We start from the raw sequence: 15,437 nt of genomic DNA on the forward strand, positions 1-15,437 counted from the left end.
CACGCGCTTGTGTGGTTGCATCATAGAACCGAATGGCCTAGATGGCAACTTAGTTTCATCATGCAACTACTGGAGGCGAGCGTGAGACTGAAGGACAAGACGGCCCTGATCACCGGCGGCAATAGCGGCATCGGGCTGGCGACGGCAAAACTGTTCGTGGCGGAGGGCGCCAAGGTGGTGATCACCGGGCGCAACAAGGAGACGCTGGCGGCGGCCGCAAAGGAGCTCGGGCCGAACGCGCTCGCGCTGCCGGCCGACGCCACGGACATCGGGGCGACGGAAGCCGCGATCAAGCAGGGTGCGGAAAAGTTCGGCAAGTTCGACATCGTGTTCGCCAATGCCGGCATCGCCGGCGGCACGCCGCTCGGTTCGGCCACGCTCGAGGTCTTCGAGAAGGTGATCAGCACCAATCTGACCGGCGTGTTCTTCACCGTGCAGTCCGCGTTGCCTTACATCAACGACAGTGCCTCGATCATCCTCAACGGCTCCGTGATCTCCGTGCTCGGCATTCCCGGTTACTCCGCTTACGGCGCAGCGAAGGCGGGCGTGCGGGCGATGGCGAGGATCATGGCCTCGGAGCTGTCGCCGCGCGGCATCCGCGTCAATGTCGTGGCGCCCGGCGCGATCCGCACGCCGATCTGGGGGCCCGCGACCGCGACGCCCGAAGCCGAGAAAGCGTTCGAGACGCGGATTGCGCTATCGACGCCGCTGGGCCGCATCGGTGAAACGGACCATGTTGCGAAGACGGTGCTGTTCCTCGCCTCCGATGATTCCGCGCACGTGCAGGGGCAGGAAATCTTCGTCGACGGCGGCGCAGTGGCGTCCCCGAGCGGCGCGCCGATCTACCGCGGCTGAACAAGTCGAGTGCAAATTGAATCGGCCGGCACGACCAGGTTGGTTGCGCCGGCCGGTTCCCGCATCTTGGAAGACGTATTTCCTGAACCTTTGCGTGAGGCGTTGAACCTTCATCCAGACCGCGAAGACACTTTTACGGGCAAGGGGGCAGAAGACTCATTTTTAAGGGAGTCGGTTATGGCGAAGGCAGCCCGCATTTTTTCATCGATTTCATCACCGCGCGTTTTCACCGAAAGATCCGCCATTCCGGCCAAGCGTTCCGACACGGCCGAGTTCGTCGCCATCGCGTTGTTCTCCGGGATCGGCCTGCTCGTTTCCCTCCTTGCCGTGATCCTGGGCATGCAGGGCGTCTGGTTTTAGCGTCTCAGATCGTGCAGCCGTCAGCCGCCGCGCAATCCGGCGGCGGCTGATTTCAGCACGGCGTCAGGCCGCGTGCAGGCTGGTGGCTGCCTGAAGCGCGCCGGCGAGCGCCTTCTCGCGATGATCCGGTCCGACCTGGATGCCGTCGGCGATGATGAACTCGGCATTGTGGATGCCCATGAAGCCGAATACGCCTCGCAGATAGCTTTCGAGGTGCTCCAGGGCTGCAGCGGGCGAGCCCGCGCCATAATAGCCGCCGCGCGAGATCGCGACGATCACGCGCTTGCCACCGGCAAGGCCCTCCGGCCCGGCCGCGCCGTATTTAAAAGTCTTCCCCGCAACCAGAATGCGGTCGATCCAGGCCTTGAGCTGGCTCGGAATCGTGAAGTTGTACATCGGCGCACCGATGACGACGATTTCGGCGGCCAGGAACTCTTCCAGCGCCGCCGCGCTTGCGGCAAGGTCCGGTCCGAGTTCCGCCGGCGCCGGGGCGCCCTGCGCGGCCGCGAGATGCGAGCCGGAGAGATGGGCAAGCGGCGTCTGGGTCAGGTCGCGATAGACGACGTCAAGCGAGGGCGTCGCCTGCCGGAACCGGTCGACGATGGCGGCGGAAACCTGCCGGCTGACGGAGTGGGGGCCGAGTACGCTGGAGTCGATATGGAGCAGTTTCATTTGGGGTCACCCTGGTATAGGTTTGTAACCAGCGCTACATGAGTGACTGTTGAAATCCCCGCAAGAACGCACTTTTTTGAGCCATGAGCACATTATTGAAACCTGAGAACACCGATTTGCCTGCCTCGCCGAGGCTGGTTCCAGGTCCGGATCAAAGGCCGGATCAAAGGCCAGACCCCAACCATGCAGACTGTCGCGGGGTCGCTTCCGTGCTGTCCCGCGTTGGCGACAAATGGAGCGTGTTCGTCATCATGATGCTGAGCGACGGGCCAAAGCGCTTCAATGAGCTCAAGCGCATGATCAACGGCATCTCGCAGCGCATGCTGACCCTGACGCTGCGTGGCCTCGAGCGCGACGGCCTCGTCACGCGCACGATCTTCCCGACCATACCCCCGCGCGTGGATTATGAGCTGACCGATCTCGGCCACGGCCTCCAGCAGCCGGTGAAGGCGCTCGGAGAATGGGCGATCGCGCATCAGGAGCAGATCGCGGCAGCACGAGCGCGCTTCGACGAGCGCAACGACGGGTGAAGCGGAGAATCAAGGGGGTAAGCACTCTGCTCAAGCGCTCTGCTCATGCTGCGAGGTCGATTTTTCCCTCCCTCCAGGGGAGGTAAGGTACGAGCCCTCCATGATCGGCTGCACCGCATTGATGATGTCGGCGGCTTCCGTGACGAGCGTTGCGCCCTGCTTGATCAGGTCGTTGGTGCCGGCGGCGCGCGGATCGAGCGGCGAGCCCGGCACCGCGAACACCTCGCGGCCCTGTTCGGCCGCCATGCGCGCGGTGATCAGCGAGCCCGAGCGGTGGGCCGCTTCCACCACGACGACGCCGAGCGAAGCGCCCGAGATCAGGCGGTTACGGCGGGGGAAGTCGCGGGCGCGCGGCTCGTGGCCGAGCGGCATTTCGGAGATCGCGGCGCCCGCGTGATCCAGGATCGCGGCGAGCAGGTCGCCGTGCTCGGGCGGGTAGATGCAGTCATGGCCGCCGGCGAGCACTGCGATCGTACCGCTCTCGATGCTGGTTCGGTGCGCAGCCTGGTCGACGCCGCGCGCCAGCCCCGAGATGACGACAAAGCCGGCTTCGCCGAGCGCACGCGCGAGCTGGCCGGCGAATTTCAAGCCGGCACCAGACGCATTGCGCGAGCCGACGATCGCGATCATCGGCCTCATCAAGCTTTTTGTGTCGCCGCGCACGGCAAGCAGCGGCGGCGCATCATCGAGTGTTGCGAGCCGCGCCGGATAGCCGTCCTCGCCGGGCGCAAGCCAGGCGATGCCGAATTTGCGGCTGGCGGCGAGCTCGGCCTTCGCGTCGTCCGCGCTGCAGATGCGCCCCGATCGCTGCGCACCGCCACGGCGTGCCAGATCGGGCAAACGCTCCAGAGCGGCGCGCGGGCTGCCGAAATGATCGACCAGCGAGCGGAAGGTGCGCGGCCCGACGTTGTCGGAGCGGATCAGCCGCAGGCGATCGATCCGCTCAGCCTCGGTCAGCTCCACGCTTCTGTTGATGGCGTCCACGGTGTCTCCTTGCAGGGACAGCATGAAACAACCTGAGGGCGTTGCGCAACAGGGACGTGCGCTTGCGCGGCTTGGTCGCGATGCTAAAAGCGGTGGCAATAAGAAGGGTTTTGCCATGATCTCACTTGCCGACCTCCAGCGCCGCATCGAAGCGGGGGAGCTTTCGCCCGAGGCCGCCATCGCGCAATCGCATGCCGCGATCGAGGCAAAGGAGAAGGACGTCCAGGCCTTCGTCCGTCATGACAAGTCGGCGAGCGCGCAAAGCACCGGGCCGCTGCGCGGCATCGCGGTCGGCATCAAGGACATCATCGACACCGCTGATATGCCGACCGAGATGGGCTCGGAGATCTATCGCGGCTGGCGGCCGCGCGCTGACGCACCTGTCGTGATGATGCTGAAGCGGGCAGGGGCCACCATCATCGGCAAGACCACCACGACCGCGTTCGCCTCGCGCGATCCGACCCCGACGCGCAATCCGCACAATCTGGCTCATTCGCCAGGCGGCTCGTCCTCGGGCTCGGCGGCGGCCGTCGGCGCCGGCATGATCCCGCTGGCGCTGGGCACCCAGACCGGCGGCTCGGTGATCCGGCCCGCCGCCTATTGCGGGACGGCCGCGATCAAGCCGTCGTTCCGGATGCTGCCGACGGTCGGCGTGAAGTGCTATTCATGGGCGCTCGATACGGTCGGCCTGTTCGGCGCCCGGGCAGAGGATCTTGCGCGCGGGCTCTTGGCGATGACCGCGCGCCGCGAATTCTCGGGCATCACTCCGGCGAAGTCGCCGCGCATCGGCGTGGTCAGGCAGGAGTTTGCGGGCGCCGTCGAGGCGGCGGCCGAGGAGGGGCTGCAAGCTGCGATCAAGGCGGCGATGCGCGCCGGTGCCAGCGTGCAGACCATCGATCTGCCCGAGGCCATCAAGGAGGCCTGGCGCATCCACCCGATCATCCAGGACTTTGAGGCGCATCGCGCACTCGCCTGGGAGTTTTCAGAGCGTCACGACGAGATCGCGCCGATGCTGCGCGCCAGTCTCGATGCGACCGTCGGGCTGACGCCGAAGGAATATGACGAGGCGCGCCGCATCAGCCGTCGCGGCCGCCGCGAACTCGGCGAATTGTTCGAGGGCGTCGACGTGCTCCTGACCTATTCGGCGCCGGGCACCGCGCCGGCCAAGGAGCTCGCCAGCACCGGCGACCCCCGCTACAACCGGCTCTGGACGCTGATGGGCAATCCTTGCGTCAACGTACCGGTGCTGAAGGCCGGGGGCCTGCCGATCGGCGTGCAGGTGATCGCGCGCTTCGGCAATGATCCGCTCGCACTCGCGGTGGCCTGGTTCCTGGAGGAGGCGCTGGCGAAATCAGGCTAGCGCCGGACGAGTCGCGGCGGGTGAGGGTTATGGTCTCACTGAATGCTGCGGCCCCTCACCCGGAGGTGAACCAAGACCGCAGGCAGTCTCACACTTGGTCATACTCTAGACCAGTGCGGGCTCCACTGGAGCGATGCGCTGATCGGATGCAGGTGATGTTGCATTGCCAGCGGTACCTTGCCCGAGCCAGCGCTCGGCGGCCTCGCGGCCGCTCCGGTGCAAGAGGCGAATGAAGCCGCGGCCGAGATCGGTCGAAGAGCGCTGCGCCAGGCCGTCGACGGAATCTTCAGCCGCGATCCTGGAGAGCCGCAGCGACGGCGCGGCATGGGTCTTTGCCCATTCGATCGCTGCGATCTCGGCATTGAGCGCGGCGTTGGCTGCGATCTGGTCGAGCCGGCGGTCGATTGCGGCAAGCGTGATCGGCACGTAGCTGTCGCGCGTCGGCGTGACCTGCACCAGCAGGACATCGGACGTCGTGGTCTCCTGCGCCAGCCGCAGCAGCGGCGGGTTGCCGCCGAAGCCGCCGTCCCAATAAGCCTCGCCATCGACCTCGATGGCGCAGTGAACCAGGGGCGGGCAGGTCGAGGCCAGCGCGACGTCGGCGGTGATGGCGTCGTTGCGGAAGATCTGCTGCTGGCCGTCGCGGATCCGCGTCGCCGCAATCATGAGTCTTGGGCACCTCGGGTCGCGCAGTGCGGCAAAATCGATGTCGCGCGACAGCGCCTGCCGTAGCGGATCGAGGTCGAACGGATCGAACTGTCCGGAGCGCAGCGTCGGGCCGAATGCGACCGAGCTTCCCGCGGGGGAAAAGCCGCCGATCAGCATCAGCGAGCGGAACGAGGCCTCGTGCATCAGCCGGACCCAGAACCGGTTCAGCCGCGACCGCGCGCCTTCGCGGCCGCCTTCGGCCAAGCCGCACGCGAGCAGCAGTGCATTGATGGCGCCGGCGCTGGCGCCGCTGATGGTGTCGATCGCGATGTCTGGTTCTTCCAGCAGCCGCTCCAGCACGCCCCAGGTGAAGGCGGCAAAGGTGCCGCCGCCCTGCAGCGCCAGCGAAAGTTTTCGCGGCGGCCATTGGTCTGAACGCGCCTGTGCAGGCGCGGCCGGTACAGCCTTGGTGACCACGATATCGGGCGGAGCGGCGGCTCGCGCGACGGGCTCAGGCTGCGGCGTTGGCGGTGAAACAGCGGCAGCCGCTTGCGGCGGCGCATCGGACCAGATGTTGGTCGCCGAAAGCAGCCGGCTTGCCGCGGTGCCGGTCACACCTGACGAACCAACCCCATCCTGCACGCCGACAATCTTCTCGCTCATTCTGAGCAACCGCGTAACGCCTTTTTCTGGGTCAGGATGACAGGCGTGAAACCCGTTCGCTACAGCCTGACGTGAGTCGCAGCCAAGTTGCGAACAGAATTTGGCATATAGTGCGGAAGGGGTGCGGCGGTATCCGTACTTTTTCCGGCCCTCAAGCCTTCTCGCCGATCCGGCTTTCCCTGCCGGCCTGCAAGCGCTTGATGTTCTCGCGATGCGCGTAGAACAAGAGCAGCGTCAGCACTGCTGCCAGTGCCGACAATGCGAGGTGACCGAACCACCACAGGAACATCGGCGTGATGAACGCCGCCACCAGCGCCGAGAGTGAAGAGTAGCGGGTGGTGAAGGCGGTCGCCAGCCAGAGCAGGCAGAACACGACGGCGCCGGGCCAGAACAGGCCGAGCAGGATGCCGATATAGACCGCCACGCCCTTGCCCCCTCTGAATTTCAACCAGACCGGGAAGAGATGGCCGAGGAACGCGCCGAGCCCGGCCACCATCGCAGCATTTGGCCCGGCGATGTAGCCACAGATCACCACGGCCACGGTGCCCTTGAGCGCGTCGAACAGCAGGGTGCCCGCGGCAAGGCTCTTGCGTCCCGTGCGCAGCACATTGGTCGCGCCGATGCTGCCGGAGCCGATCGAGCGAATATCCTGCGTGCCGGCGAGCCTGGTCAGAATCAGGCCGAATGGAATCGAGCCGAGGAGATAGCCGGTGACGAAGGCGACCGGCAAAAATGCTTCAAGCGCCATGGCTGGATCTCCGTGTCGAACGATCTCGCACGTCAGACATGCTCATAGACCGTGCGGCCGCCGACAATGGTGCGCACCACGCGGCCTGTAAAGCGGGCCTCGTCGAACGGGGTGTTCTTGCAGGGCGATTTGAGGTCGGCGGGATCGACCACCCAGGGCGTATCGGGATCGATTACGATGACGTCCGCCGGGCTGCCCGCGCGCAGGGTTCCGCCTGGCAGCCCGAGCAACTCGGCCGGCCGGGTCGACATCGCACGGATCAGCGTCTTCAGTTCCATCTCGCCATTATGCACCAGCCGCAAGCCGGCCGGCAGCATGGTCTCGAGGCCGACGGCGCCGGGTGCGGCTTCCGCGAACGGCAGGCGCTTGACCTCGACGTCCTGCGGATTGTGGTCCGACATGATGACGTCGAGCAGGCCGGAGGCGAGCGCCGCCACCACCGCACGGCGGTCGGCCTCGGTGCGCAGCGGCGGCGACAGCTTCAGGAACGAACGGTAAGGACCGATGTCGTTCTCGTTCAGCGCCAGATGGTTGATCGAGACCGAGGCGCTGACCGCGAGTCCGGCGTCGCGAGCGCGCTGGAGGATATCGAGAGAGTCGATGCAGGTCAGCGAAGCCGCGTGGTAGCGGCCGCCGGTGAGGGCGACGAGGCGCAGGTCGCGCTCCAGCATCACGGCTTCGGCGGCATTCGGGATGCCCATCAGGCCGAGCCGGGTCGCGAACTCGCCCTCGTTCATCACGCCTTCGCCGACCAGGTTGGGATCCTCGGTGTGATGCACGATCAGTGCGTCGAAGTCGCGGGCATAGGTCAGCGCGCGGCGCATCACCTGGGCGTTGGTGACGCTCTTGTCGCCGTCGCTGAAGGCGACAGCGCCGGCCGCCTTCAGGAGGCCGAACTCGGTCATCTCCTCGCCCTGCATGCCCTTGGTGAGCGCGGCCATCGGCTGAATGTTGACGATCGCGGTGTCGCGGGCGCGGCGCATCACGAAATCGACGGTCGCCGAATTGTCGATGACGGGCAAGGTGGCGGGCTGGCAGATGATGGTGGTGATGCCGCCGGTCGCCGCGGCCTGGCTCGCCGAGGCAAAGGTCTCGCGGTGGCTGAGGCCGGGTTCGCCGACGAAAGCGCGCATGTCGATCAGGCCCGGCGCCACGATCTTGCCGGAGCAATTGATGATGTCGGTGCCCTCGGGGACACCGGCCGCGCCGATGCCGCGGCGGGTCTCGCGGATGGTGCCGTCGGCAATGAGAACGTCACCAATGCCGTCGAACTCCCTGGAGGGATCGACGACGCGGGCGTTGGCGAGCAGGATGGGGCGGCGGTCGGTCAACATCGGCATCACGCGTTCGGCAGGTTGCGGGCGAGCGCTTCCAGCACGGCCATGCGCACCGCGACGCCCATCTCCACCTGTTCGCGGATCAGGGACTGGGCGCCGTCGGCCACGATCGAGTCGATCTCCACGCCGCGGTTCATGGGACCTGGATGCATCACGAGCGCGTCCGGCTTGGCGTAGGCGAGCTTCTTCTGGTCGAGCCCGAAATAATGGAAATATTCCGACGAGGAAGGCACGAAGGAGCCGTTCATGCGCTCGCGCTGCAGCCGCAGCATCATGACGATGTCGGCGCCTTCGAGACCTTCGCGCATGTCGCGCGCGACCTCGACGCCCATCCGCTCGATGCCCGTTGGCAGCAGCGTGGACGGGCCGACGACGCGGACGCGGGCGCCCATGGTGTTGAGCAGGATGATGTTGGAGCGGGCGACGCGCGAATGCAGCACATCGCCGCAGATCGCGACCACCAGGCCCTCGATCCGGCCCTTGTTGCGGCGGATGGTGAGGGCATCGAGCAGCGCCTGGGTCGGATGCTCATGCGCGCCGTCGCCGGCATTGATCACGGAACCGTCGACCTTGCGCGCCAGCAGTTCCACCGCGCCGGAGGCGTGATGGCGGACCACCAGGATGTCGGGGTGCATCGCGTTCAGCGTCACGGCGGTGTCGATCAGGGTCTCGCCCTTGCGGATCGAGGACGAGGACACCGACATGTTCATGACGTCGGCGCCCAGCCGCTTGCCGGCGAGCTCGAACGAGGATTGGGTCCGGGTGGAGGCCTCGAAGAAAAGGTTCACCTGCGTCCGTCCCCGCAGGACGGTGCGCTTCTTGTCAACCTGGCGGTTGAGCTCGACATATTCTTCGGACAGGTCGAGGAGGCCGCTGATGTCGGCCGCGGAAAGGCCCTCGATGCCCAGCAAATGCCGGTGGCCGAGGACGAAGGTCGATTTCGATGTCATTAAAAGCAGAGCTATAGGCGGGGATGGCGGGGGGAGCAAGGGGCAAACGGCGGGAGGCGAGTTATCCCCTGATCTGTCGGTTTGGTCGCTGTGGCCTGGCCTGCCGCCACCTTCTCCGTCATGCCCGGGCTTGTCCCGGGCATCCACGATCTTCTATCGCATTTGACGCAATAGAACGTGGATGGCCGGGACAAGCCCGGGCATGACGATCGTGGGGCATTTCGTGAAAAGAATTCTGACGGCGTTCCTGGCCGCGGTGCCAATCAGCACGGCCCACGCCCAATCGCTCCCCGGCGGCTTCGTTTACCTGCGCGACATCGATCCCGGCATCATCCAGGACATCCGATACGCCACGGCGAACAATTTCGTGGGCCGTCCGCTCGCTGGTTACAATGCCGGTGAATGCGTGGTGAAACGGGAGGTGGGGCTGCGGCTGAAGGCGGTGCAAGCGGAGCTAGCCGCACAGAATCTGTCGCTGAAGATGTTCGACTGCTACCGGCCGGCGCGCGCCTCGCTCGACATGGTGAAGTGGTCGCAGAACGGTCACGAGACGGCGGCTGAGCGGCGCTACAACCCCGGGATTCCGAAGACCGAGCTGTTCCGCCTCGGCTATATTGCGAGCCGCTCGCAGCATTCCACGGGTGCAGCGCTCGATCTCACTCTGGTCGATCTCAAGGCCGACAATTCCGCAAAATATGATCCGTCAAAGACCTACGCCGATTGCACGGCGCCGGCCGAGATACGCGCGCCGGAGGGCAGCGTCGACATGGGCACAGGCTACGACTGTACCGATGCGAAGGGGCACACTGCGGCACCGTCGATCAATCCGGAGCAGCGCGCCTGGCGCAAGCGGCTGGTCGCGGCGATGGCGAGGCAAGGCTTTGTGAACTATTCGAAGGAGTGGTGGCATTTTTCCCTGCCGGGGGCGGGCGGGCCGGCCTATGATTTCCCGATCCAGCCGCGTACGAGGTAGAGTTCGATTGAAACGGAAGCCGCCGCGGGCAGGGTTACCTCTCCCAAGGGGCCCCAAGGGGAGAGGTCGGCGCGAAGCGCCGGGTGAGGGGATCAGGTCCCTCGATAGAGCGTAGCCCCTCGCCCGCGCCTCCGGCGCGACCTCTCCCGTTGCGAGAGGTGGCACTGCCCGAGCCGAGATAGATTCGATGGAAGCACAATGACCCAGCCCACATTTGCGACGCACGAGGTCCTCAACCAGTCACCGCCGTTCGAGGACGTCGACCTGTTCGCCACGGATCGGCCGCTGGTCGAGGCGGTCAAGGCCAATGGCGGCGCGGCGGCGGAGCGCGAGCTGTCAGCGTTCGGCAAGCACTGGGGCTCGGCCGCGATGGCCGATCGCGGGCGCCTCGCCAACGAGAACACGCCGAAGCTGCGCGCCTTTGATTCGAAGGGCCATCGCCGCGACCAGGTCGAGTTTCACCCCTCGTATCACGAGCTGATGGCGCACAGCGCGCATGCCGGCGTGCACAATTCCACCTGGACCGCAGATGGCAAGCCGGCGGGCGATGGCGCCGAGGTCATTCGTGCCGCAAAGTTCTACATGGCAGCCCAGGTCGAGACCGGCCACCTCTGCCCAATCACGATGACGCGCGCCTCCGTCGGTGCCCTGGCGATGCAACCCGATCTGCTCGCGCGCGTGATGCCGGTTTTGTCGACGAAGAGCTACGATCCCAGCTTCGCGCCCTGGTGGGAAAAGCGCGGCATGACGCTCGGCATGGGCATGACCGAGAAGCAGGGCGGCACCGACGTGCGCGCCAACATGACACGCGCCGTGCGCGACGGGGACGGCTATCGCATCACCGGCCATAAATGGTTCATGTCGGCACCGATGTGCGATGCGTTCCTGGTGCTGGCGCAGGCGGAGGGGGGGCTGACCTGCTTCTTCATGCCACGCTTCGCGCCGGATGGCTCGGTCAATGCCATCCAGTTCCAGAGGCTGAAGGACAAGCTCGGCAACCGTTCCAATGCCTCGTCCGAAGTCGAGTTCGTCGGCGCCTATGCGCAAGCGGTCGGTGAGGAGGGCAAGGGCATCCGCACCATCATCCAGATGGTGCAGCTGACGCGGCAGGATTGCGCGATCGCCTCCGTCGGCCTGATGCGCTCGGGGCTGGCGCATGCGCTGCATCACGCCCGTCACCGCAGCGTGTTCCAGAAGCATCTGGCCGATCAGCCGCTGATGCAGGCCGTGCTGTCGGACATGGCGCTGCATGTCGAGGCGAGTACAGCGCTCGTGATGCGGCTCTGCCGCGCCTTCGACCGAACGCCGCACGATGCGGCGGAAGCCGCCTATATGCGGCTCCTCACGCCCGCGATCAAATACTGGACCTGCAAGAGCGCGCCGCCATTTCTCTACGAGGCGATGGAGTGCCTCGGCGGCAACGGCTATGTCGAGGACGGCATTCTGGCGCGCCACTATCGCGAGTCCCCTGTCAATGCGATCTGGGAAGGTTCGGGCAACGTGATGTGCCTCGACGTGCTCCGCGCGCTCTCGCGCGAGCCGGAGGCGGCGATGACCGTGCTGCAATCGCTTGCGGCCGACACGAAGAGCCTGCCGGGGGCCGGGGAGGCGGTCGCGTTCATCGGCAGGATTTTTTGGCGCGCCGACGGCGAGCGCGTCGCGCGGCTTGCCGTCGAGACGTTGGCGTTGCTCGCTGCGGCCGCAGCGCTCAACGGCGTGTCACCGCACAATGCCGAACTGTTCGCGGCGACGCGTCTCGCGGCCAATCACGCCAGCATGTACGGTGCGGTCGAACTCGACAGCGCCGACGAGCGCGCGCTGCTGGAGCGGGCGCTGCCGTGAGCGGCCGCGGTCTCTCCACAGCGTCATGGCCGGGCCTGACCCAGCCATCCACGTCTTGCTGCGTGGCAAGAAGAACGTGGATGCCCGGGACAAGCCCGGGCATGACGATCGCTCGTTAGTTTGCGCGTTCCAACGAAAGCCTCCTGATGGACACCCTCAATCCCGACCATCCGCCTCTCGTCATGACGCGAGCAGAGCACGCGCCACCTGTCTGGAAGTTCTGGGGTACGGCGCTGTGGGGCCTCTTCATCTTCGTCGCGATGTTCGTCGGCCAGATCGGCGCCGTCGTTCTGCTGGCGGCGCAGCGTGGCCTCCCCATGGACCTCGCCTCGCTCCAGCTCGTCGGCCATGAGCCCCAGACGCTCGCGCTCTCGGTCATCATGGGCCTGCCGGCAACGCTTCTTGCGGTCTGGCTCGCGATCCGCATCAAGAAGGCCTCCTTTGTCGACTATCTCGCGCTGCATTGGACGTCCTGGAAGCAGCTGCTGCTCGGCGCCGTCGGCCTCATCCTGATCGTGCTGGTCTGGGAGACGATGTCGCGCGCACTCGGCCGCGAGGCGACACCGGGCTTCATGACCGATCTGTTGAAATCGGGACGCGACAAGGGCGCTGCGCTGTTGCTTCTGTTCGCCTTCAGCGTGGCCGCGCCGATGTCGGAAGAGATTCTGGCGCGAGGCTTTCTCTATCGCGGCTGGTCCGCGAGCTTCCTGCGCGTGCCCGGCGCGATCCTCTTGTCGTCGCTGGTCTGGACAATCGTGCACCTGCAATACGACATCTACTTCCTCGCCGAGGTCTTCACCATCGGCCTGTGGTTCGGCTACATGCGCTATCGCGCCGGCTCGCTGTGGCTCACCATCGTGCTCCATGCGCTGAACAATCTGACCGCGGTGGTGCTGACGATGTGGGTGGGGGGCTGAGCGCTCGCCTGCCGCTTCCCCAACTGCGGCGGCTCCGAAAGACCCGCGGTGTCTCAGCGGGTCAGATTGGTGTTGCCGTCCGCTGCCTTGCAAGTTCCCGGCTCTATCGGGCATCCCAAGGTAGAAGAGGCTTGTCACGCATCCCCTTGTCGGCTTGAATGCGGAAATTAGCTAGGGGGCGCCGTCGCACGCGACACACGGCCCCCGCCCAACTTTTTATTTTGATTTTCGAGCTTTGTCCCACGCGCTACGATTGGAGGGGCCATGTCCGATTTAACGATTTTCATCAGCCACAAGATGCCGAAGGATAGTGAGGCGGCTCGCCGTATCGGAAATTTGATTGCCTCGTACTCTGGCAACAAAATCAAGATCGTCCTTGCGGAGGATTTTCAGAAGGGAAGAGAACTCAGTCCGGAGATCACAGCAGCGATCCAGAGTGCGGATCTCTTTCTGCTGCTCTACACTGGCGAGGATCAGGATTGGGGATACTGTCTGCTCGAGGCTGGCCAATTCCAAACGGCTCTGAGCAAAGACGAAAAAAGATCCATTGTCGTGTTTCACGATCCGAGCGTTAGCAAGCCAAGAGCGCTGAGCCAGTACATATCGGTGCCGATATCGTCGGATCAGGTTTACGATTTCCTGGAGCAATTATACGTCGAAAGAGATATTTACCCAGGTATTGATACGGCGTTCTTGCGCAAGACTGCCACCGACATCTGCAGATGGTTCGACTATACGCACGTCACCGCGATCAATTTTGATCTCGTGCCAAACTTCTCAATCGAATTGAGCCGCACGGAACAGAATGAAGACTGCCTGGAGCTGGAGAATCTGCCAGCGGATGCGCTATTCATGGGAACCCAGGGTTGGGAGGCGCTGTTCGGGAAGGATGTGTCAACGGGCGCTTGGAACTGGAAGGATTTGTCCTCCGATTGGGTCGATCGCGACATCTACGAGCCTGAACTCGCGCGGATGCTGAGGAGCGCCTGCAAGAAGAAGGCGCCCTTGGGATGTTTCATTCGTCCCACCGGTTCTGACGACCTGTTCCGGCTCACACTTCGGCGCTACGAGGAGATCGACGGCGCGAGTCGATTGAAGTTCTACTTCACTGCAGCGCCGATCGACATTCCGATCTTCGGAATCCATGACACCACAAACAAGGAGGAACTTGCGGTCTACAACATGATCAACATCACTTGGTACGCACGACGAAAGCTGATTGATCAATTGTATGACGAACTGTTGGGATACGTGAATTCGTCGCAAGTTGAAGCCGTAAAAGTCCGTAGCGTTGTCTTGAAAATACGGGACGAACTGCGAAGTCTAGAAATACAGAGCAATATACGCGGGCTTTCGAAGCCGATGGATGCTCGCGGCGTGGCGCCTCTGACCAAGACCATGAAGGATGAGGTCAGCTGGAACGACCTGCTGAAGAACATACTCGAATGCTCCAGGAAGGAGCCGGTCGACATCAAGACGATCGCGCAATCCCTGTATGAGATCGCGAAAATGAACCGCGATTACTATCAGTTGAGCGCACAAAAATATGCCGATATCGCTCAGAATCTCCAGTTGCCCCCGGCACCTCCGTAAGACAGAAACGGCGGCATCCGCGCGGGCGGAGCCGCTCGGTCGGAACGAGTACGATCGGTCGGCGTTCGGTCGTTCGCCTCAAGCCACCAGCGCGATCGCCATCGGCATCGTGATCGCCGCCAGCATCGTCTGTAGCGTGATGATCTGCGCCAGCAGCGGCGCGTCGCCGCCCATCTGGCGTGCGAGGACATAGGCGCTCGACGAGGTCGGCACCGCCGAGCAGATCGCAACGATCGCCAGGCTCTCGCCCGACAGGCCGAACCAGACGGCAAGCGCGAGGGCGAGTGCGGGCATCAGTACCAGCTTGAAGGCGACGCCGATCGCAGCGGCGGCGCTCGGACGCAGCAGGCCTTCGAGATGCAGCCCCGCGCCGGTGACGAGCAGGCCGATCGCGAGCGAGGAACGGCTGAGCGCGTCGGCAACCTCATGCCAGAGCTTTGGCAGCGGCAAGCGGGTGACATTGATGAAGAGGCCGATCGCGCAGGCCCAGATCAGGGGATTGCGCACCAAGGTCATGACGATGGCGCGGCCGGATTGCTTCTCGGGCGATGCGTAATGGGCGAGCACCGCGACGCTGAACACGTTGACCAGCGGAATGATCGCGACCATCGCCACCGAAGCGAGCGCCAGCCCGACGTCGCCGAACATGTTGGCGGCCACCGACAGCCCGACGAAGGTCTGCCAGCGCGTCGCGCCCTGGAAGATCGAGGTGAAGGCGGGGCCGTCGATATCGAGCCGCGAAAGGGCAGGGCGCAGCGCGAGGCACAGCAGCGACATCCCGAGCGCCGACAGCAGCAGCGCGCCGCCGACGCCGGCGACCGGCACCTTGGAGAGATCCGCCTTCACCAGCGTCTGGATCAGCAGCATCGGGAACAGCACGAAATAAGTCAGCCGCTCCAGCCCGTGCCACTGCGTGTCGAGCCGCATCAGGCTGCGCTTCAGCACGATGCCGAGCACGATGAGGATGAAGACCGGCAGCAGCGCCGCGACGACGACGGCCATGGA

Annotated in this window: 14 protein-coding genes and 1 pseudogene; 8 read left to right on the forward strand and 7 right to left on the reverse strand. The window is 64.8% G+C overall.

All coding sequences use genetic code 11. The features are described from left to right. Window positions 1-81 precede the first annotated feature (81 nt). Together EAV90_RS09675 and EAV90_RS09680 are read left to right on the forward strand one after the other, a co-directional pair. Window positions 82-855 carry an SDR family oxidoreductase gene (locus EAV90_RS09675; RefSeq protein WP_164936848.1) on the forward strand — a complete coding sequence of 258 codons (774 nt, stop codon included), beginning with the start codon at window positions 82-84 and terminating at the stop codon, window positions 853-855. A gap of 177 nt (window positions 856-1,032) precedes the next feature. Further along, on the forward strand, window positions 1,033-1,215 hold the full coding sequence (locus EAV90_RS09680) for a hypothetical protein (RefSeq protein ID WP_122402877.1): 183 nt from the start codon (window positions 1,033-1,035) through the stop codon (window positions 1,213-1,215). Window positions 1,216-1,278: 63 nt separating this feature from the next. Here the strand turns inward: EAV90_RS09680 and EAV90_RS09685 are convergent, their stop codons facing one another. Continuing rightward, entirely contained in the window at window positions 1,279-1,887 is a 609-nt protein-coding gene (locus tag EAV90_RS09685) for an FMN-dependent NADH-azoreductase (protein ID WP_122402878.1), read from the reverse strand. A gap of 83 nt (window positions 1,888-1,970) precedes the next feature. Here EAV90_RS09685 and EAV90_RS09690 point away from each other — a divergent pair, with 83 nt between their 5' ends. Beyond that, the gene (locus EAV90_RS09690) at window positions 1,971-2,417 is read left to right on the forward strand and encodes a winged helix-turn-helix transcriptional regulator (protein WP_122402879.1); all 447 of its coding nucleotides are present in this window, start codon (window positions 1,971-1,973) and stop codon (window positions 2,415-2,417) included. A 96-nt stretch (window positions 2,418-2,513) separates the two neighbouring features. On the opposite strand, the pseudogene dprA reads toward EAV90_RS09690, so the two are convergent. Next, window positions 2,514-3,425: pseudogene (gene dprA / locus EAV90_RS09695) on the reverse strand (DNA-processing protein DprA); the annotation flags it as partial. 91 nt (window positions 3,426-3,516) lie between these two features. Here dprA and EAV90_RS09700 point away from each other — a divergent pair. Beyond that, entirely contained in the window at window positions 3,517-4,761 is a 1,245-nt protein-coding gene (locus tag EAV90_RS09700) for an amidase (RefSeq protein WP_122402880.1), read from the forward strand. Window positions 4,762-4,866: 105 nt separating this feature from the next. Here EAV90_RS09700 and EAV90_RS09705 read toward each other — a convergent pair whose 3' ends face one another. The 4 genes from EAV90_RS09705 to EAV90_RS09720 form a co-directional block, all read right to left on the reverse strand. After that, window positions 4,867-6,072, reverse strand: coding sequence for a patatin-like phospholipase family protein (locus EAV90_RS09705; RefSeq protein ID WP_122402881.1), 1,206 nt, complete (start codon window positions 6,070-6,072; stop codon window positions 4,867-4,869). 151 nt (window positions 6,073-6,223) lie between these two features. After that, entirely contained in the window at window positions 6,224-6,820 is a 597-nt protein-coding gene (plsY, locus tag EAV90_RS09710; protein WP_122402882.1) for a glycerol-3-phosphate 1-O-acyltransferase PlsY, read from the reverse strand. 32 nt (window positions 6,821-6,852) lie between these two features. Further along, window positions 6,853-8,154: a dihydroorotase gene (locus EAV90_RS09715; RefSeq protein WP_122406623.1), complete on the reverse strand. Its 1,302-nt coding sequence runs from the start codon at window positions 8,152-8,154 to the stop codon at window positions 6,853-6,855. Between the two features lie 5 nt (window positions 8,155-8,159). Beyond that, window positions 8,160-9,107 (reverse strand): aspartate carbamoyltransferase catalytic subunit, encoded by a 948-nt coding sequence (locus EAV90_RS09720; protein WP_122402883.1) that lies wholly within the window; start codon window positions 9,105-9,107, stop codon window positions 8,160-8,162. A 202-nt stretch (window positions 9,108-9,309) separates the two neighbouring features. Between EAV90_RS09720 and EAV90_RS09725 the strand changes: the two genes are divergently transcribed. The 4 genes from EAV90_RS09725 to EAV90_RS09740 all read left to right on the forward strand — a co-directional run bounded on the left by EAV90_RS09725 (window position 9,310) and on the right by EAV90_RS09740 (window position 14,432). Further along, window positions 9,310-10,080 carry a M15 family metallopeptidase gene (locus EAV90_RS09725; RefSeq protein WP_245163386.1) on the forward strand — a complete coding sequence of 257 codons (771 nt, stop codon included), beginning with the start codon at window positions 9,310-9,312 and terminating at the stop codon, window positions 10,078-10,080. Window positions 10,081-10,278: 198 nt separating this feature from the next. Next, window positions 10,279-11,922 (forward strand): acyl-CoA dehydrogenase family protein, encoded by a 1,644-nt coding sequence (locus tag EAV90_RS09730; RefSeq protein ID WP_122402884.1) that lies wholly within the window; start codon window positions 10,279-10,281, stop codon window positions 11,920-11,922. Between the two features lie 146 nt (window positions 11,923-12,068). Next, the gene (locus tag EAV90_RS09735; RefSeq protein WP_122402885.1) at window positions 12,069-12,839 is read left to right on the forward strand and encodes a CPBP family intramembrane glutamic endopeptidase; all 771 of its coding nucleotides are present in this window, start codon (window positions 12,069-12,071) and stop codon (window positions 12,837-12,839) included. 264 nt (window positions 12,840-13,103) lie between these two features. After that, window positions 13,104-14,432, forward strand: a complete 1,329-nt coding sequence (locus tag EAV90_RS09740) for a TIR domain-containing protein (protein ID WP_122402886.1) — start codon at window positions 13,104-13,106, stop codon at window positions 14,430-14,432. A gap of 78 nt (window positions 14,433-14,510) precedes the next feature. Here EAV90_RS09740 and EAV90_RS09745 read toward each other — a convergent pair whose 3' ends face one another. Continuing rightward, window positions 14,511-15,434 (reverse strand): AEC family transporter, encoded by a 924-nt coding sequence (locus EAV90_RS09745; protein ID WP_122402887.1) that lies wholly within the window; start codon window positions 15,432-15,434, stop codon window positions 14,511-14,513. Between the last annotated feature and the right edge of the window lie 3 nt (window positions 15,435-15,437).

Origin of the sequence: Bradyrhizobium vignae, from assembly GCF_004114425.1 — a bacterium.
GTDB lineage: Bacteria > Pseudomonadota > Alphaproteobacteria > Rhizobiales > Xanthobacteraceae > Bradyrhizobium > Bradyrhizobium vignae.